Raw genomic sequence first — 17540 nt, forward strand, 5'->3', positions numbered from 1 at the left:
ACATACCGAACAAGGAAAGCCCATGGAGCCACGCCGCGTGAATGGCAAAAACCACTGGTATCACGAAACCCAGTCAACAATCTGCCCGGTGGATGTCCTGCCGCTCGTCCCTGAAGCCGCCCATGTTGAAGACCGCTTTTTGCTGGACCTGACGCTGCCGGACGCCTGGCTACACGCCCACACAGGCTGGCTACGCCCCGCGCGCCAGCTCGCCGAGCGGCTGTTTCCCGACCAGGTGGCGGTAAGCCGCCTGCAAACCTTTACCGCCTACGATCGCCTGAGCACTGCGCTCACCGTCGCCCAGGTCTACGGCGTCCAGCGGCTGTGTAACCACTATGCCGCCCGCCTGGCGCCCCTGCCGGGGCCCGACTCTTCGCGCGAGAGCAACCGTCGTCTGGCGCAGATCACCCAATACGCTCGTCAGCTCGCCGGTTCCCCCTCCGTCATTAACGCCCTTTCCCGCAGCCAGCTGGACGAAGTGGGCCTGACCAGCCGGGATATTATCCTGATCAACCAGATTATCGGTTTCGTCGGCTTCCAGGCGCGGGCGATTGCCGTGCTGCAGGCGGCGCAGGGCTTCCCGGTGCGCTGGATCCCCGGCATGCCGCAGCAAGAGGAGGCGCCCCCCGGCCTGTTCGCCATCCCGCCGGGAGAGTGGCAAACCGACATTGAAGATCCCGATCTGCAGTATGCCGATGACGAGCGCCAGCGGCGCATCGCCAGCTGGCAGTCGCTGCCCGGCCTGGGCCCGCTGGCTCCGCTGCTGGCCTGCGACCCGCAGTTGATGGCGCCGCTGGAGACGCTGTTACGCCAGCTCAGCGGCAACGATACCTTTGGCCCGCAGGTCGCCTTACTCACCGCGCGCACCAATGGCAGCGCCACCTGTTTTGACGCCTGGCTCCCCCACTGGCATGGTGAAGAAGCGTTCGCCAGCCATTTACGGGAGGGCGATCAGGCTCTCCATCACTGGCTTGGGCAGCATCCTCAGTCGCGCGCGCTCGTTACCGCGGTACAGTTGTTAACCCGCTCCCCGGACCGGTTTAGCGCCGCCCAGTTAACACCCCTCGGCGAATATGGACTCTCAGCGGAACAAGCGATCGATCTGTTAACCTGGAGCGGGCTGTGCGGCTGGATGAATCGTCTGAAAATCGCCCTCGGCAATGTGCGTCAGCAGACGTAAATTGCTGAAACAGCGCTTGCTGCGACAGGCATAATCGCGTAAAAATGTCAGCCGCTCTTTTAGCCACGAAAATACCTAATTATGTTTCAGGATAACCCGCTGCTAGCGCAGCTTAAACAGCAACTGCATTCCCAAACGCCGCGCGCGGAAGGGGTCGTTAAGGGCACGGAAAAGGGCTTTGGCTTCCTCGAAGTGGACGCTCAGAAGAGCTACTTCATTCCGCCGCCGCAGATGAAAAAAGTGATGCATGGCGACCGTATCGTTGCGGTGATCCATTCTGAAAAAGAACGCGAAAGCGCCGAGCCGGAATCGCTGGTTGAGCCTTTCCTGACCCGTTTCGTCGGTAAAATCCAGAAAAAAGACGATCGCCTCGCTATCGTTCCTGACCATCCGCTGCTGAAAGACGCCATTCCCTGCCGCGCCGCCCGTGGCGTTGAGCATGATTTCAAACAGGGTGACTGGGCCGTCGCTGAAATGCGCCGTCATCCGTTAAAAGGCGACCGCGGATTTTACGCGGAGCTGACCCAGTTCATCACCTTCAGCGACGACCACTTCGTCCCGTGGTGGGTGACGCTGGCGCGCCATAATCTGGAAAAAGAGGCACCGGACGGCGTCGCCACCGAGATGCTTGACGAAGGGCTGACACGCCGCGATTTGACCGCCCTCGACTTCGTCACCATTGACAGCGCCAGCACCGAAGATATGGACGATGCGCTGTATGTCGAATCTGGCGCCGACGGCAAACTGTTGCTGACGGTGGCGATCGCTGACCCGACCGCATGGATTGCCGAAGGCAGCAAGCTGGACAACGCCGCAAAAGTACGCGCCTTTACCAACTATCTGCCGGGCTTCAACATCCCGATGCTGCCGCGCGAACTGTCAGACGACCTGTGTTCCCTGCGTGCCGATGAAGTGCGCCCGGTGCTGGCCTGCCGGATGACCCTGGCGGCCGATGGCACCATTGAAGACAACATCGAGTTCTTTGCCGCCACCATCGAATCGAAAGCCAAGCTGGCCTATGACGACGTCTCTGACTGGCTGGAAGGCCGCGGCAGCTGGCAGCCGGGCAGCGAGGCGATCGCGCAGCAAATTACGCTGCTGAAGGACGTGTGTCAGCGTCGCAGCGAATGGCGTCAGACCCACGCGCTGGTGTTTAAAGACCGCCCGGATTACCGTTTCGTCCTCGGCGAAAAAGGCGAAGTGCTGGACATCGTCGCGGAACCGCGTCGTATTGCCAACCGTATTGTCGAAGAGTCGATGATCGCCGCCAACATCTGTGCCGCCCGCATTCTGCGCGACAAGCTCGGCTTCGGCGTTTATAACGTCCACACCGGCTTCGACCCGGCGAATACCGAACAGCTGGCTGCCCTGCTGAAGACCCACGACGTACACGTTGATCCGACGGAAGTGCTCACCCTGGAAGGTTTCTGCAAGCTGCGCCGCGAACTGGACGCCCAGCCGACCGGTTTCCTCGACAGCCGCATACGTCGTTTCCAGTCGTTTGCTGAAATCAGCACCGAGCCGGGCCCGCACTTTGGTCTCGGTCTTGAGGCCTACGCCACCTGGACCTCGCCGATCCGTAAGTATGGCGACATGATCAACCACCGTCTGCTTAAGGCCATCATCAAAGGCGAAACCATTGCGCGCCCGCAGGATGAAGCCACCGTGCAGATGGCGGAGCGCCGTCGTCTCAACCGCATGGCCGAACGCGATGTCGCCGACTGGCTGTATGCCCGTTTCCTCAACGATAAAGCCGGCACCGATACCCGCTTTGCGGCGGAGATCATCGACATCAGCCGCGGCGGGATGCGCGTGCGTCTGGTGGACAATGGCGCGGTCGCCTTTATTCCGGCCCCGTTCCTTCACGCCGTGCGCGACGAACTGGTCTGCAGCCAGGAAAACGGCACCGTGCAGATCAAGGGAGAAGTGGTCTACAAAGTGACCGATGTTATCGATGTCACTATCGCTGAAGTCCGCATGGAAACTCGTAGCATCATTGCTCGTCCGGCTGCCTGACGTCTCATCACAGCGGTTCCTCCGGGAACCGCTCCTTCTTTCCTCCCTGTCCCGCCATTTCCGTCGCGCCGATTAAGGTTGTGCGTTTTTTTCGCTTCTCTTTTTCACCCATTTTTAGCATCATTGATTTCATTCGTTTTTGTTACCAGGATAATGCCATGTCAGATGTGAATGCCCACCTGCTCGCCCAACGTATCGATACCGTGCTGGATATTCTGGTTGCCGGTGATTACCACTCTGCGATCCATAATCTGGAGATCCTCAAAGCGGAGCTGCTGGCGCTGGCGGCAGACGACGCCGAGCAAAACAAACCACCCAAAGCGCCCTGGGAAATCTGATTATCGCCCACATGCCGCAACCGGCGATGCTGACCGGTTGCTCGCCGTATAGCCCCCTAACAGTGATGTTGCTATGAACGCCCGACAACAAAGTATTTTGCAAGTGGTCATCGATAAAGGCCGCATGAGCGTCGCCGATCTGGCGAAGATGACCGGAGTTTCAGAGGTCACCATCCGTCAGGATCTGAACCTGTTGGAGAAGCAGAGCTATCTGCGCCGTACCCATGGCTACGCCGTCCCACTGGACAGTGAAGATGTCGAAACCCGCATGATGACCCATTTCGCCATTAAGCGTGAACTGGCCAGCCGCGCCGCGGCGCTGGTGAATGCCGGCGAAACGGTATTTATCGAAAACGGCAGCAGCAACGCCCTGCTGGCGCGCACCCTGGCCGAACGCGGCGATATCACCATCATCACCGTCAGCAGCTATATCGCCCATCTGCTGAAAGAGACGCCGGGAGAGGTGATCCTGCTGGGCGGGATTTACCAGAAACGCAGTGAAAGTATGGTTGGCCCACTGACCCGCCAGTTCATCCAGCAGGTGCATTTCAGTAAAGCCTTTATCGGGATCGATGGCTGGCAGGCGGAAACCGGCTTTACCGGTCGCGATATGATGCGTGCGGACGTGGTTAACGCCGTTCTGGAGAAGCACTGCGAAGCGATTATCCTCAGCGATAGCTCAAAATTCAGCGCGGTGCACCCCTATCCGCTTGGGCCAGCCGGCCGCTTCAATCGTGTTATCACCGACGATCGTCTGCCGAACGACTGCCGTGAGCAGTTGCTGCGCAGCGGCCTGACTGTGGATATTGTACCCTACGTCTGATGTGTCTCCGCCCCGTCCCAGCCAAGCGTCGGACGGGCGCGTTAACGCTCTGAGAGTATTCCGAGCCGGTAATTAAGACTTTTTACCTGACGCTAAATTTTAAAAAAAGTAAAATTATTATTAGCGATATAACAGGAAGTGACTATCACCTGCGTGATTTTCGTGATACCTGCGCACCCTAACTTCATGGAATTGCCCTAAAGCTGCTTTATCAGGCTATGCTTACAGGAGCGCTGTAATCCATGAATAGATTATTCAGGAGAAAAAAATGATGACTTCAACGAGCAAAAAAATGGCTGCTGTTGTTCTGGCTGTCACTGTAGCAATGTCTCTGAGCGCTTGCTCTAACATGTCTAAACGCGATCGTAACACTGCTATCGGCGCAGGTGCCGGCGCCATCGGCGGTGCGGTGTTAACTGACGGTAGCGCACTCGGTACCCTGGGTGGCGCAGCAGTCGGTGGTATTATTGGTCACCAGGTCGGCAAATAATATATTTATCTGACGAAATAAAAGAATAATTCACACGAATTGACTTACGCACGTTAAAACATTCAAGGCCGCGGCATTCACCGCGGCCTTGTTATTTCACCAGGCCATAATTAGGGTTGAAATAACAATTAGCCGCCGGCTAACTTCACCTTCATCCCTTTCGCCTCGATCAGCGACTTCAGTAAATCCCGTTTGTCGCCCTGGATCTCGATCACGCCATCTTTCACCGCGCCGCCGCAGCCGCATTTCTTCTTCAGCTCTGCCGCCAGCGCAGTGAGCGCCGCATCGTCGGCATCAATTCCGCTAATCAGACAGACGCCTTTGCCCTTGCGGCCGCTGGTCTGGCGCTGGATCCGCACAATACCGTCGCCTTTCGGGCGCACCGGCGCCGGTTTCGCCTCGTCGATACGCCCGGTTTCGGTGGAGTAGACCAGACGGCTGTTGGAATCGCTCATTATGCCCCCTTGCGCAGAGAATCGTTGATCGCCCGCAGCGTCGCGGCTGGATCGGTCGACTGGGTAACCGGGCGGCCAATAACCATATAGTCCACCCCTGCCGCCTGAGCCTGCTCGGGAGTCATGATCCGCCGCTGATCGCCAGCGTCGCTGCCCTGCGGACGGATACCCGGGGTGACCAGCTTGAACGCCTGCCCCAGCTCTTGCTTAAAGCGTACCGCCTCCTGAGCTGAACACACCACCCCGTCGAGGCCGCAGCGTTGGGTCAGCGCCGCCAGCTTCGCCGCGTAGTCAGCCGGGGATAAGGTAATGCCCAGATCCTGCAGGTCGCTGGACTCCATGCTGGTGAGGACGGTGACGGCGATGAGCAGCGGCGCGTCTTGACCAAAGGGCAGCAGCGCTTCGCGTGCCGCGGTCATCATCCGCGCGCCGCCGGAGGCATGGACATTCACCATCCATACGCCAAGCTCGGCAGCGGCCGCCACCGCGCGGGCGGTAGTGTTGGGAATATCGTGAAACTTAAGGTCCAGGAACACCTCAAACCCACGCTGATGCAGATCGCGGACAAACTGCGGTCCCAGCAGGGTGAACATCTCTTTGCCCACCTTCAGGCGGCAGTCGCGCGGGTCGATGCGGTCGACAAATGCCAGCGCTTTATCGCGATTATCATAGTCGAGCGCAACCACAACGGGAGAGGAAGTGACAGCGCGGGAAGATGGGATAGCTGTTGACGTCATGACCAGACCTTAGTGTTGATGGGCGCCAGAGGGCGCAAAAAAGGTAAACGGGCAGCATTCTACCTGTGAAGCTAACAAAATAACAGGCTGCTGTTTTGCCCTGCGCGGCCGATGGCGATGCCGGGGCTGCAGGCGGTGACGGGAAAGAAATGATAAGTATGTTGTAACTAAATCGTCTGTTTTTTTTGACCTTACTGGCCGTCGAGGCCGCGAATAGGTTTGATGGTCGCCCAGGAGCGGCAGGAAGGACAATGCCAGTAGAGAGTATGAGCGGTAAAGCCGCATTTCTGACAACGGTAGCGCGGTTTGCTGCGCACCTGTTCGCCGACCATGTTTCGCAGCACCCCAAGGCTTTCTTTCGCCCGCCCTTCTTCCGCTTCGTTGAGATGGTAGTCCATCAGCTTATGGAAAACGCGCATGGTCGGGTGGCGCTCAAGCTGCCGGGTCACGTAGTTTTGCGCCGCTTCGACCCCTTCCCGCTGCTCAAGGATCTGCGCCAGCATCAGTTCGGCGGTCGCCCCGGCGTTCTCCTCCACACAGCGGCGCAGGAAAACTTCCCATTCATCGGCTTTGCCGAGCTGCTGGTAGCAGGTCTGCAGCATCTCCAGCGTCTCACCCACCAGCTCTTTATCCTGATCGATAACTCGCTCGAGGCTCTCCACCGCTTTGGCGTAGTCGCCCTTCTCCATCCACACCCGGCCCATCATGATCGAAACCCGGGCGCTGTTGCGGTCCGCGGCAGCGCCTTTCTTCAACAGCGCCATCGCCTTATCCAGATCGTTGGCCGCCATCTGCTGCAGGGCCAGTTCGCACCAAAAGTTGGCGATTTCGCCACGATGCTTCTCTTTCCCCAGCTTCACCAGTCGTTCAGCCACCTCGATAGCCGACTGCCAGTCGCTGGTCGCCTGGTAGATCTGCAGCAGCTGCTGCAGCGCGCCGAGGCGAAAATCGGTCTCATCCACCAGCTGTTTGAACATATCTTCCGCGCGGTCATACAGCCCGGCGGCCATATAGTCGCGCCCCAGCTGTTGCACCGCCAGCAGGCGCTGGTCGTAGGTGAGCGACGCGCTTTCCATCAGACTCTGGTGAATACGGATCGCGCGGTCGACCTCGCCGCGCGAGCGGAACAGGTTGCCGAGGGTCAGGTGGGCCTCAACCGTGCCGGTATCCTCTTTCAGCATATCAAGGAACAGATCGACGGCTTTATCCTGCTGGTTGCTAAGCAGAAAGTTTACCCCCGCCACGTAATCCCGTGACAGGCGGCTCGCGTCGTCCTGTTTGGACTGTTGTGCACTTCTGCGCCCCATGTACCAGCCGTAGGCGGCGGCAACGGGTAAAAGCAGAAACAACAACTCCAGCATAAGAGGTTATTCCTTCACCGCAGGCACGCCTGCCTCGACAGCCGCCGGGCTGACAGGAGCAATCTGGTGCTCAAGGCGCTTAATTTTCCGCTCCGCGCGCGCCAGCGAGACGCGCACCCGCAGCCAGAACAGGCCGCAGATCAGCCAGCCGATGGCAAAGCCCGCAGCGAACAGCACCGCCAGCAGCGTCGAAATGCGGAATTCACCCTGAGCGAGCAAATAGTTGAAAGTGACCTGTTGGTCATTCTGCGCCCCCAGCGTCACTGAAATGACGAAGATTGCTAACACCAGTAAGAAAATGAGTAAATATTTCACATGACTTCCCGTTCTGTGGGTTGCGCGTAAAAAGCCCGCTTTCAGCCCTATAAAGTATCATTTTCGCCGCAGCGGTGGAACGAAAAAGCACGGCAACTCGACAGGATATGCGGTCGGATGCCGCTAAAATCAACATTATTCCGCTTCAGGCATCCGTTTTTTAATATCCTGCGCCTCTTCCCCCGGCGGCGAGAGCGGCCCGCAAAGACGCTGCGTCAGCCAGCAGGCCACCGTGACCAGCAGCCAGGAGATCAGCGTAGCGACGATGAGATCCAGCGGCCAGTGCATACCGAGCGCCAGGCGACTCCCCATCACCGCCGTCGCCCACGCCAGCAGCACCGCGATCGTGCCCCAGCGCCGACGCGGCCACAGCAGCCCGGCAGCGAGCAGCGCCCAGCTGGCGGCGAACATCGTATGGCCTGACGGGAATGCAAACCCGGTCTCTTTCTGCCAGTGTTTGCGTAAAAACGGCGGGATGTCCTGCGCCTGCGCCAGCTGCTCATGCACCAGTTTAGCGCGTTCTTTGCGCTTTAACGCGTAGAATTGCGTCACCGGCACCTGCCTGGCGTTTTCCAGCCAGATGACAAACGGTCTCGGCTCCTGAACCCGCGCCTTGACCCAGGATTTGGTCCCCTGTCCCACCAGGATGGCGGCGGCAAGAATGAGGAACAGGATCAGCGCCGCGCGCAGGCGAAAGCGCAGGCACCAGAGAAACCAGGCGCACAGCACAACATGGGTGATAATTCCCCACGGCTGGGTCACCGTTTCCGTCACCCACCAGAGGCTTTTCAGCCATACCACCGGCAGTCCTGGCTGCCACAGCCAACCAGACAGCCAGACCGTGAGGGGCATGACCAGCAGCAGCGCCGCCGCGAGAGCGGTTCGTCGGGCAATCAACAGCATTTTCTCTCCTTCTCCTTGTAGATGAACATCATAGCGGAAAGTAGATCGTTTGTGCGCTTTCCGCGCGGCTAACCGTTCGTGATTAGGAGAACGTCCCGGCGTTGTGGCAAAATAGCGGTAAACAGAAAGCACATTCAGGTGCTGACAGAATCTGGAGAATCACATGCAGCTTAAACGTGTGGCAGAAGCCAAACTGCCAACCCCCTGGGGCGATTTCCTGATGGTGGGTTTTGAAGAACTGGCAACCGGACAGGATCATGTCGCGCTGGTATACGGCGATATTTCAGGGCAGTCGCCGGTGCTCGCCCGCGTCCATTCAGAATGTCTGACGGGCGATGCCCTGTTTAGCCTGCGCTGTGATTGCGGCTTTCAGCTGGAGGCGGCCCTGTCGCATATCGCCGAAGAAGGCCGGGGGATCCTGCTCTATCATCGTCAGGAAGGTCGCAACATTGGTTTATTGAATAAGATCCGCGCCTACGCGCTGCAGGATCAGGGTTATGACACTGTCGAAGCGAACCATCAGCTAGGCTTCGCCGCCGATGAACGCGACTTCACCCTGTGCGCCGATATGTTCAAGCTGCTCAACGTTGAGCAAGTGCGGTTGTTAACCAACAACCCGAAAAAAGTGGAAATCCTCAGCGAAGCCGGGATTAACATTGTGGAGCGCGTTCCGCTGATCGTCGGGCGCAACCCGAAAAACGCCCACTATCTGGACACCAAAGCCGCCAAGATGGGCCATCTGCTGAACAGCAAGCCGGCGGAATAATACCGGCGGCAGCGTAAAGAGAGGGCCAGCGATGCTGGCCCTTCGTTTTACAGCATATTGCGGATAACGTAGTGCAAAATGCCATCGTTGCGGTAGTAGGTGAGTTCGGTCGCCGTGTCGATACGACACCGGCAGGCGATCACCTCCTGCGAGCCGTCAGCGCGGGTGAGGGTCACTGGCACCGTGGCGCCGGGCTGCAGCGACTGCAGGTTACTGACATCAATCCGCTCTTCGCCGGTCAACTGTAGCGTTTTACGGGTGACGCCCTGCGGGAACTCCAGCGGCAGAATCCCCATCCCGATCAGGTTGGAGCGGTGGATACGTTCGAAGGACTCGGCGATGACCACCCGGATCCCCAGCAGGCGCGGCCCCTTCGCCGCCCAGTCGCGACTGGAACCTGAGCCATACTCCTTACCAGCAATCACCGCCAGCGGTATGCCCTCAGCTTTATATAGCATCGCTGCATCGTAGATTGCCACCGGTTCGCGGTCCGGCAGATGGCGGGTCATGCCCCCTTCCACCCCCGGCACCATTTCGTTGCGGATGCGGATATTGGCGAAGGTGCCGCGCATCATCACCTCATGGTTACCGCGACGGGAGCCGTAGGAGTTAAAGTCGCGCCGGGCAACCCCATGCTCCTGCAGATAGCGGCCTGCCGGACTATCGGCTTTGATGCTTCCCGCCGGCGAAATGTGGTCAGTGGTCACTGAATCGCCCAGCATGGCGAGGATCCGCGCGCCGTGAATATCCTCCACCGGCAGCGGCTCAATGCCCATCTCGTCAAAGAACGGCGACAGGCGAATATAGGTCGAATCTTCCTGCCAGTCGTAGGTATCTGACGCCTCCACCTTGATCGCCTTCCACTCTTCTGTCCCGGAAAACACTTCCGCGTACTCTTTGCGGAACATCTCCGTGGAGACCTGTTCCACTGCGCGGGCAATCTCCTCCCCGCTCGGCCAGATATCTCTCAGATAGACCGGCTCGCCGTCGCTGCCCTGCCCCAGCGGCTCGCGGGTAAGATCGATGTTCATGTTCCCGGCCAGCGCGTAAGCGACCACCAGCGGCGGCGAGGCCAGCCAGTTGGTTTTCACCAGCGGGTGGATACGCCCTTCGAAGTTACGGTTACCGGAGAGCACCGCCCCGACGGTGAGGTCGCCCTTTTTGATTGCTTCTTCAATAGGTTCCGGCAGCGGGCCGGAGTTACCGATACAGGTGGTACAGCCATACCCCACCAGATTGAAGCCGAGCTGGTCGAGGTAAGGCGTCAGGCCGGCATGGGCCAGATAATCCGACACCACTTTCGAGCCCGGGGCCAGAGAAGCTTTCACCCACGGCTGCGGCTGCAGTCCGCGTTCGACGGCTTTTTTCGCCAGCAGGCCGGCGGCCATCAGCACGCTGGGGTTGGAGGTGTTGGTACAGGACGTGATCGCCGCAATGGCCACAGCGCCATCCGGCAGCGAATAGTGATGCCCGTTCAGCGTATACGCCACCGGCTGGCGCTGACGCTGAAGGTGGTTAACCTCCAGCTCGCCGCTGGCGGCAAAGGCTTTCGGCACATCGCCGAGCGCCACGCGATCCTGCGGCCGCTTCGGCCCGGCGAGGCTTGCTTCAACGCTGCCCATATCCAGCGCCAGGGTACTGGTAAAGACCGGCTCATCGCCCGGCTGGCGCCACATGCCCTGCGCTTTGGCATAGGCTTCCACCAGCGCCACCTGTTCTTCGCTACGTCCGCTGAGGCGCATATAGCTGAGCGTCACGTCATCGATCGGGAAGAAACCGCAGGTGGCGCCATACTCTGGCGCCATATTGGCGATGGTGGCGCGGTCGGCCAGGGGCAAGGTATCCAGACCGTCACCGTAGAACTCAACAAATTTTCCGACAACGCCGTGCTGGCGCAGCATCTGGGTGACCGTCAGGACCAGGTCAGTAGCGGTAATGCCTTCGCGCAATTTGCCGCTGAGCTTAAAGCCTACCACATCGGGGATCAGCATCGACACCGGCTGGCCAAGCATGGCGGCTTCCGCTTCAATCCCGCCCACGCCCCAGCCCAGCACGCCGAGCCCGTTAATCATGGTGGTATGGGAGTCGGTACCCACCAGGGTATCCGGCCACGCCATCCACTTCCCATTCACCTCTTCGCTCCACACCGCCCGTCCGAGATATTCCAGGTTGACCTGGTGGCAAATCCCGGTGCCCGGCGGCACCACGCTGAAGCGGCTGAAGGCCTGCTGCCCCCAGCGCAGAAAAGCGTAGCGTTCGTGGTTACGTTCCATTTCCAGGCGGACGTTGTCTTCAAAGGCTTCGTCATCGCCGAAGCGGTCGACCGTCACCGAGTGGTCGATTACCAGGTCGACCGGCGACAGCGGGTTCACCTTCGCGGTATCGCCGCCCAGGCGTTTCACCGCCTCGCGCATGGCGGCCAGATCCACCACCGCCGGTACGCCGGTAAAGTCCTGCATCAGGACGCGGGCCGGACGATAAGCAATCTCCCTGTCGGCATGGGCCTGCTGCAGCCAACCGGCAAGGGCGCGAATATCTTCTTCAGTCACCGAGTCACCGTCCTGCCAGCGCAACAGGTTCTCCATCAGCACCTTCAGCGACTTGGGCAGTCGACTGAGATCGCCCAGCTGCTTCTCCGCCAGCGGCAGACTGTAGTAATGCCAGGTTTTCGCGTTAACCTGCAGCGTATCCTTACTGGCTTCTCGTAGGGTTGACGACATAGCTCCTCCTTTATCTCAGGGATGGCATACCCCGATTCTCCTCAGGGTCTCCATTAAAGATAACACATGCTGGGCATAACACTTTGATAACAACCCAAATTGCTAAATCTGATGTGACGGAGAGGGGTTAAAAGGGAATTATCTACGCGCAGAGGAAATAGCACCAAAATAGTGCAGAGAGGTCTTTTAAGCGATATTGTATTAGTACACGAGGACAAAAAAAGAGCTAATCATTACCTGCTGGCCGATTAGCTCTTGTGATTGATTTCAGGTTGGATGAATCCCGCGGCAAAATATATTCTCCCTGTATTGCCGGTCACTGATTTTATATTACAGTTTCCTTTCACTGTCATAAAAATGACATGTATCTACAACGATGACCTACAGCTTTAGCTGACAATCCAGATGTTGCAGATGGTGAGCGCGATGATGCTCCAGAACATCGCCAGCCCTACCAACACTACGCCCCATACGCGACTACGCAGAACGGGATCGATTTCGGTTTTGTCATTTTCGTATGACATCGCCAGTTTCATGTAATCGATATTACTTATCATATTGTCACCACCAATTGCTCAAATCATCAGGTACAGATAAATCTTAATTATGGATAAACGATTAATCCAGTGAATTTAGGCCTGATGGAATATATTTGACCGGTTATTTGATCGCGACGGGCATTATGAAAAACGCGTTATCAGAAATTCTTAATTTTGTGATTGGTTCGAGGTTTAAGTTGTTAAATAAGGGCCATGATAGTTAATGGCACTCCTTACACGGAATGCCATTATTTTTAACGTGGTTATTTTTCCGGAAGTTTTATATCTTTGAACATCGCTTCAATATCTTCATTCGACCGTAGCGCCACTGCGGTATCCACAACATCCCGAGTCAGATGGGGTGCAAAACGTTGAATAAAATCATACATGTAGCTTCGTAAGAAGGTGCTACGGCGGAAGCCTATTTTAGTGGTGCTGTGGCTGAAAATACCGTTGGCATCCAGCTTCACCAGGTCCGGATCGGAGACCGGATCTACCGCCATGCTGGCAATCACCCCAACCCCCAGCCCCAGGCGAACATAGGTTTTAATGACGTCGGCATCGGTAGCGGTAAAGACAATGCGCGGCGTCAGGCCCGCACGGTTAAACGCGGTGTCCAGTTCGGAGCGGCCCGTGAAGCCAAAGGTATAGGTCACCAGCGGGTACTGCGCCAGCTCTTCTATTGATACCGAGCCCCTGGAGGCCAGAGGATGCTCCGGCGTCACCACGATCGACCGGTTCCAGTGATAGCATGGCAGCATCACCAGGTCGTCATACAGATGCAGCGCTTCGGTAGCAATGGCGAAGTCGGCGTTGCCTTTCGACACGGCTTCGGCGATCTGGGTTGGCGAACCCTGATGCATATGGAGCGACACCCGCGGATAGCGTTCAATAAAGCCCTTGATCACCCCGGGCAACGCATAGCGCGCCTGGGTATGGGTGGTCGCCACGTACAGCGATCCTTTGTCCGGCCAGGTATGCTCCCCGGCGACAGATTTGATGGCATCGACTTTCGACAACACCTCGCGGGCAATACGGATGATCTCCTGCCCGGCAGGCGTCACCTGAGTCAAATGCTTGCCGCTGCGGGCAAAGATTTGGATGCCCAGCTCGTCTTCCAGCATACGCACCTGCTTACTGATGCCTGGCTGAGAGGTATAAAGCCCTTCGGCGGTGGATGAAACATTCAGGTTATGGTTAACCACCTCAACGATGTAGCGAAGCTGTTGTAGTTTCATGCTGATATCCGTTTGCGCGTAAAATGAAGCCGCTTAATACACTTTACGTTCAGGCAACTTGTCGCCGGTGAAGGCCAGGCCTCCCGGCAGTTGACCATAGTGGCGCCGCAACGCATCCTGAAAGCGATGATGTATAAGACGTTTTAATAATAAAAAAGGCATTAACTATAACCACTATATCATTTATATCAACACTGTATAGACGGTAACGAAAAATAATATAGGTGGTTATAAGAGGGTGAAAAGCGCGGAGAGAAAGGAAAACGACACGGCAGAGGCATCCATGGCCCCTGCCGGCCGCCAGAGCAGGAAAAGCGCCCTTTTCCTGCCTGATAATGGTCAGTTACTTTTTAGCTTCCGTCCATTTACCGTCGATAAAGAAGGCAGACCAGCCGGTCGCTTTGCCCTCTTTTTCGGACGCTACGTACTGTTGCTTCGTTTTACGGCTAAAGCGCACCAGCGTCTTATTGCCTTCCGGATCCTGCTGCGGCGCATCGGCGAGATAACGCAGTTTTTCCGGCAGACGATCGCGGAAGCGGTACAGCTCTTCCACCAGCGGCGCGCGCGTTTCCCGTGATTTCGGGAAGGTGTTGGCCGCCAGGAAGACGCCCGCGGCCCCGTCACGCAGTACGAAATAGGCGTCAGACTTCTCACACGGCAGCTCCGGCAGCGGCACCGGATCTTCCTTCGGCGGCGCCACTTCCCCATTGCGCAGGATCTTACGCGTATTCTTACACTCGTCGTTGGTACAAGCCATGTACTTCCCAAAACGCCCCATCTTCAGGTGCATCTCGGAGCCGCACTTCTCGCACTCCACTACCGGACCGTCATAGCCCTTGATGCGGAACTCACCCTCTTCAATCTCATAGCCATCGCAGGTCGGGTTGTTACCGCAGACGTGCAGTTTACGCTTAGGATCGATAAGGTAGCTGTCCATCGCCGTACCGCACTTCTGGCAGCGGCGTTTGGCGCGCAGCGCGTTAGTTTCGGCGTCATCGCCTTCCAGCACGTTGAGGACTTCGTTTTCCGGCACCAGGTTAATGGTGGTTTTGCAGCGCTCTTTCGGCGACAGGGCATAGCCCGAACAACCGAGGAAAACGCCGGTGCTGGCGGTACGGATACCCATTTTACGGCCGCAGGTCGGGCAGTCGATGCTGGTAAGCACCATCGGGTTCGGCTGCATGCCGCCCTCTTCCGGATCTTTCTCCGCCGTCTCCAGCTGGGTGGTAAAATCGCCGAAGAAGTGGTTCAGCACCTCTTTCCACTCGGCCTGGTGGTTAGCCACCTGATCGAGACGATCTTCCATCTGCGCGGTGAAGTCGTAGTTCATCAGATCGCGGAAGTTCTCTTCCAGTCGGTCGGTGACGATCTCGCCCATTTTCTCCGCGTAGAAACGACGGTTTTCCACTCGCACGTAACCACGATCCTGAATGGTGGAGATAATCGAAGCATAGGTCGACGGACGGCCGATGCCGCGTTTTTCCAGCTCTTTAACCAGCGAGGCTTCGCTGAAGCGCGCCGGCGGCTTGGTAAAGTGCTGCGCAGGCGTCAGCTCGACCAGGCTCAGCTGGTCGCCCTGTTTGACCAGCGGCAGGGTCCGGTCTTCATCGCCCTTGCGCAGGGCCGGCATCACTTTGGTCCAGCCGTCGAAGCGTAAGGTACGACCGCGCGCTTTCAGTTTGAAATCGCCCGCCGCCACGGTCAGCGTCGTGGAGTCGTACTGCGCCGGCGTCATCTGACAGGCGACAAACTGGCGCCAGATCAGCTGATACAGTTTCTGCGCATCCGCTTCCATATCTTTCAGCGTTTCCGCCAGCACGTTCACATCAGACGGACGAATCGCTTCGTGCGCTTCTTGTGAATTTTCTTTGCTGGCATACTGATTCGCGCTTTCCGGCAAATATTTTTTACCAAACTTATCGCTGATATAACCGCGAACCATGTTCAGCGCGTCCTGACTCAGGTTGGTGGAGTCGGTACGCATATAGGTGATGTGACCCGCCTCATAGAGACGTTGAGCCATCATCATGGTCTTTTTCACGCCGAAGCCGAGACGGGTGCTGGCCGCCTGCTGCAGGGTGGAGGTGATGAACGGTGCGCCCGGCTTACTGCTGGTCGGCTTGTCTTCCCGCTCCAGTACGCTGTAGCTGGCTTTTTCCAGCAGCGATACCGCCGCCATCGTCTCATCACGGCTGACCGGACGGAATGGCTTATCATCCTTATGGGTCACCTGCAGCGGCAGCGCGTCGCCGCCCGGCGTGGTGGTACTGGCATCAACTTCCCAGTACTCTTCCGGGACGAACGCTTTGATTTCACGCTCACGCTCCACCACCAGGCGGACCGCGACGGACTGCACGCGCCCGGCAGAAAGACCACGGGCGATTTTTTTCCACAGCAGCGGCGAAACCATATAACCCACCACGCGGTCCATAAAGCGACGCGCCTGCTGGGCGTTAACCCGATCGATATTCAGCTCGCCCGGCTTTTCGAAAGCCTGACGAATGGCGTTTTTGGTGATCTCATTGAACACCACGCGGCTGTAACGCTGCTCATCGCCGCCGATGACTTCCCGCAGGTGCCAGGCAATGGCTTCCCCTTCGCGGTCAAGGTCGGTTGCGAGATAGATGTGGTCAGCTTTTTCCGCCAACTGTTTGAGTTCGGAAACTACCTTTTCTTTACCCGGAAGTACTTCATAATGCGCATTCCAGTCATGCCATGGGTCCACGCCCATGCGGTTAACCAGAGCACCACGTTCGTCCTTTTTAGGCTTTTTAGCCCCTTTGGTGGCGGTAGAGTCGGTGCTCTTTTTGGAAGCTGATCCACTGGTCGGCAAATCGCGGATATGACCGACGCTGGATTTCACCACGTAGTCATTACCCAGATACTTATTGATCGTTTTGGCTTTTGCCGGGGACTCAACGATAACGAGAGCTTTACCCATATTCACCTTTACCTAATTTGATTCATCCAGGAATACATCGCACATTCATACACCCTCCACTGGCGACTGCCTCATATGTTGCGGCACCGTCGGTGAATATCAACCCAGAACACCTGTTTCAACTCCGTAAAACCAGGCGCTTGAGTTTGCTGACCTTTTTTCGTCAGGTGACATAGCACGAAGAATTTTTGGCCGAATGTCAAGCAAATCTGTTGCCAGATCGCCGAAAGCGTCACACTGTACCTGATAAAATTCGTTACGCAACTTTATTAGCATGCAAAAGCGAATCACGCCAGTAAACGGCTGTTTCTCCACTGGTTACGATTACCCCTGTTTTGTCCATGGAAAATTTGCCCCGCGCCGCCGCGCGGCGTAAACTACGCCAGGAGAAAAAGAGGAGTCCGTTATGCAAGGTACAACCCAACCAATCGATCGCCAGACGCTGCTCGAAAAAGCCAACAAACTTATTCGCGAACATGAGGATACGTTAGCCGGTATCGAAGCCACCGACGTCGTTCAGCGCAACAATGTCCTGGTGTTTAGCGGTGAGTTTTATCTTGATGAGCAGGGTCTGCCGACGCCAAAGAGTACAGCGGTATTTAATATGTTTAAGTACCTCGCCCATGAGCTGTCGGACAAATATCACCTTGTCGATTAAGACCGGCGTAGATTAAGACCGCTCTAAACGAGAACGCGAGGCAGAGCCTCGCGTTTTATC

17 protein-coding genes are annotated in these 17540 nt (G+C 57.3%); 7 read left to right on the forward strand and 10 right to left on the reverse strand.

The features are described 5' to 3' along the window. Positions 1–22: 22 nt before the first annotated feature. Together LGM20_RS14690 and LGM20_RS14695 are read left to right on the forward strand one after the other, a co-directional pair. The gene (locus LGM20_RS14690; RefSeq protein WP_044522447.1) at positions 23–1180 is read left to right on the forward strand and encodes a CMD domain-containing protein; all 1158 of its coding nucleotides are present in this window, start codon (positions 23–25) and stop codon (positions 1178–1180) included. An 81-nt stretch (positions 1181–1261) separates the two neighbouring features. Continuing rightward, positions 1262–3196 carry an exoribonuclease II gene (locus tag LGM20_RS14695; RefSeq protein WP_044522445.1) on the forward strand — a complete coding sequence of 645 codons (1935 nt, stop codon included), beginning with the start codon at positions 1262–1264 and terminating at the stop codon, positions 3194–3196. Between the two features lie 7 nt (positions 3197–3203). Here the strand turns inward: LGM20_RS14695 and LGM20_RS26485 are convergent, their stop codons facing one another. Then, the gene (locus tag LGM20_RS26485; protein ID WP_254915175.1) at positions 3204–3329 is read right to left on the reverse strand and encodes a hypothetical protein; all 126 of its coding nucleotides are present in this window, start codon (positions 3327–3329) and stop codon (positions 3204–3206) included. A gap of 25 nt (positions 3330–3354) precedes the next feature. Between LGM20_RS26485 and yciZ the strand changes: the two genes are divergently transcribed. The 3 genes from yciZ to osmB all read left to right on the forward strand — a co-directional run bounded on the left by yciZ (position 3355) and on the right by osmB (position 4847). After that, positions 3355–3534: a protein YciZ/DeoL gene (gene yciZ / locus LGM20_RS14700; protein ID WP_004203883.1), complete on the forward strand. Its 180-nt coding sequence runs from the start codon at positions 3355–3357 to the stop codon at positions 3532–3534. A gap of 73 nt (positions 3535–3607) precedes the next feature. Then, positions 3608–4357 carry a DNA-binding transcriptional regulator YciT gene (gene yciT, locus LGM20_RS14705; RefSeq protein WP_023289340.1) on the forward strand — a complete coding sequence of 250 codons (750 nt, stop codon included), beginning with the start codon at positions 3608–3610 and terminating at the stop codon, positions 4355–4357. A gap of 271 nt (positions 4358–4628) precedes the next feature. After that, positions 4629–4847, forward strand: coding sequence for an osmotically-inducible lipoprotein OsmB (gene osmB / locus LGM20_RS14710; RefSeq protein ID WP_002901783.1), 219 nt, complete (start codon positions 4629–4631; stop codon positions 4845–4847). A 128-nt stretch (positions 4848–4975) separates the two neighbouring features. On the opposite strand, the gene yciH is transcribed toward osmB, so the two are convergent. The 5 genes from yciH to pgpB form a co-directional block, all read right to left on the reverse strand. Next, positions 4976–5302 carry a stress response translation initiation inhibitor YciH gene (gene yciH, locus LGM20_RS14715; protein WP_044522440.1) on the reverse strand — a complete coding sequence of 109 codons (327 nt, stop codon included), beginning with the start codon at positions 5300–5302 and terminating at the stop codon, positions 4976–4978. Further along, positions 5302–6039, reverse strand: a complete 738-nt coding sequence (gene pyrF, locus LGM20_RS14720) for an orotidine-5'-phosphate decarboxylase (RefSeq protein ID WP_023289339.1) — start codon at positions 6037–6039, stop codon at positions 5302–5304. The genes yciH and pyrF overlap by 1 nt, the downstream gene beginning before the upstream one ends. 191 nt (positions 6040–6230) lie before the next feature. Then, the gene (gene lapB, locus LGM20_RS14725; RefSeq protein ID WP_004203879.1) at positions 6231–7400 is read right to left on the reverse strand and encodes a lipopolysaccharide assembly protein LapB; all 1170 of its coding nucleotides are present in this window, start codon (positions 7398–7400) and stop codon (positions 6231–6233) included. A 6-nt stretch (positions 7401–7406) separates the two neighbouring features. Further along, on the reverse strand, positions 7407–7715 hold the full coding sequence (locus LGM20_RS14730; protein WP_023289338.1) for a LapA family protein: 309 nt from the start codon (positions 7713–7715) through the stop codon (positions 7407–7409). Positions 7716–7850: 135 nt separating this feature from the next. Further along, the gene (gene pgpB, locus LGM20_RS14735) at positions 7851–8618 is read right to left on the reverse strand and encodes a phosphatidylglycerophosphatase B (protein WP_023289337.1); all 768 of its coding nucleotides are present in this window, start codon (positions 8616–8618) and stop codon (positions 7851–7853) included. Positions 8619–8781: 163 nt separating this feature from the next. Between pgpB and ribA the strand changes: the two genes are divergently transcribed. Beyond that, positions 8782–9384 carry a GTP cyclohydrolase II gene (ribA, locus tag LGM20_RS14740; RefSeq protein ID WP_023289336.1) on the forward strand — a complete coding sequence of 201 codons (603 nt, stop codon included), beginning with the start codon at positions 8782–8784 and terminating at the stop codon, positions 9382–9384. Positions 9385–9431: 47 nt separating this feature from the next. Here ribA and acnA read toward each other — a convergent pair whose 3' ends face one another. The 4 genes from acnA to topA form a co-directional block, all read right to left on the reverse strand. Then, the gene (acnA, locus tag LGM20_RS14745; protein ID WP_023289335.1) at positions 9432–12104 is read right to left on the reverse strand and encodes an aconitate hydratase AcnA; all 2673 of its coding nucleotides are present in this window, start codon (positions 12102–12104) and stop codon (positions 9432–9434) included. A 389-nt stretch (positions 12105–12493) separates the two neighbouring features. After that, the gene (locus LGM20_RS14750; RefSeq protein ID WP_002901776.1) at positions 12494–12661 is read right to left on the reverse strand and encodes a YmiA family putative membrane protein; all 168 of its coding nucleotides are present in this window, start codon (positions 12659–12661) and stop codon (positions 12494–12496) included. A gap of 245 nt (positions 12662–12906) precedes the next feature. Beyond that, a complete protein-coding gene (gene cysB, locus LGM20_RS14755; RefSeq protein ID WP_004203875.1) occupies positions 12907–13881 on the reverse strand; it encodes an HTH-type transcriptional regulator CysB in 975 nt (324 codons plus the stop codon). A 343-nt stretch (positions 13882–14224) separates the two neighbouring features. Then, on the reverse strand, positions 14225–16822 hold the full coding sequence (gene topA, locus LGM20_RS14760) for a type I DNA topoisomerase (RefSeq protein WP_023289334.1): 2598 nt from the start codon (positions 16820–16822) through the stop codon (positions 14225–14227). Between the two features lie 406 nt (positions 16823–17228). On the opposite strand from topA, the gene LGM20_RS14765 reads away from it, so the two are divergent. Continuing rightward, a complete protein-coding gene (locus tag LGM20_RS14765) occupies positions 17229–17480 on the forward strand; it encodes a YciN family protein (RefSeq protein ID WP_002901761.1) in 252 nt (83 codons plus the stop codon). Positions 17481–17540 lie beyond the last annotated feature (60 nt).

Origin of the sequence: Klebsiella quasipneumoniae subsp. quasipneumoniae (genome assembly GCF_020525925.1) — a bacterium.
Classification (GTDB): domain Bacteria; phylum Pseudomonadota; class Gammaproteobacteria; order Enterobacterales; family Enterobacteriaceae; genus Klebsiella; species Klebsiella quasipneumoniae.

Bases quoted from the DNA above. Each gene is read 5' to 3' on its own strand.
- LGM20_RS14690 (WP_044522447.1), top strand. From the start codon at position 23: ATGGAGCCACGCCGCGTGAATGGCAAAAACCACTGGTATCACGAAACC.
- LGM20_RS14695 (WP_044522445.1), top strand. From the start codon at position 1,262: ATGTTTCAGGATAACCCGCTGCTAGCGCAGCTTAAACAGCAACTGCAT.
- LGM20_RS26485 (WP_254915175.1), bottom strand. From the start codon at position 3,329: ATGAAATCAATGATGCTAAAAATGGGTGAAAAAGAGAAGCGAAAAAAA.
- yciZ (WP_004203883.1), top strand. From the start codon at position 3,355: ATGTCAGATGTGAATGCCCACCTGCTCGCCCAACGTATCGATACCGTG.
- yciT (WP_023289340.1), top strand. From the start codon at position 3,608: ATGAACGCCCGACAACAAAGTATTTTGCAAGTGGTCATCGATAAAGGC.
- osmB (WP_002901783.1), top strand. From the start codon at position 4,629: ATGACTTCAACGAGCAAAAAAATGGCTGCTGTTGTTCTGGCTGTCACT.
- yciH (WP_044522440.1), bottom strand. From the start codon at position 5,302: ATGAGCGATTCCAACAGCCGTCTGGTCTACTCCACCGAAACCGGGCGT.
- pyrF (WP_023289339.1), bottom strand. From the start codon at position 6,039: ATGACGTCAACAGCTATCCCATCTTCCCGCGCTGTCACTTCCTCTCCC.
- lapB (WP_004203879.1), bottom strand. From the start codon at position 7,400: ATGCTGGAGTTGTTGTTTCTGCTTTTACCCGTTGCCGCCGCCTACGGC.
- pgpB (WP_023289337.1), bottom strand. From the start codon at position 8,618: ATGCTGTTGATTGCCCGACGAACCGCTCTCGCGGCGGCGCTGCTGCTG.
- ribA (WP_023289336.1), top strand. From the start codon at position 8,782: ATGCAGCTTAAACGTGTGGCAGAAGCCAAACTGCCAACCCCCTGGGGC.
- acnA (WP_023289335.1), bottom strand. From the start codon at position 12,104: ATGTCGTCAACCCTACGAGAAGCCAGTAAGGATACGCTGCAGGTTAAC.
- LGM20_RS14750 (WP_002901776.1), bottom strand. From the start codon at position 12,661: ATGATAAGTAATATCGATTACATGAAACTGGCGATGTCATACGAAAAT.
- cysB (WP_004203875.1), bottom strand. From the start codon at position 13,881: ATGAAACTACAACAGCTTCGCTACATCGTTGAGGTGGTTAACCATAAC.
- topA (WP_023289334.1), bottom strand. From the start codon at position 16,822: ATGGGTAAAGCTCTCGTTATCGTTGAGTCCCCGGCAAAAGCCAAAACG.
- LGM20_RS14765 (WP_002901761.1), top strand. From the start codon at position 17,229: ATGCAAGGTACAACCCAACCAATCGATCGCCAGACGCTGCTCGAAAAA.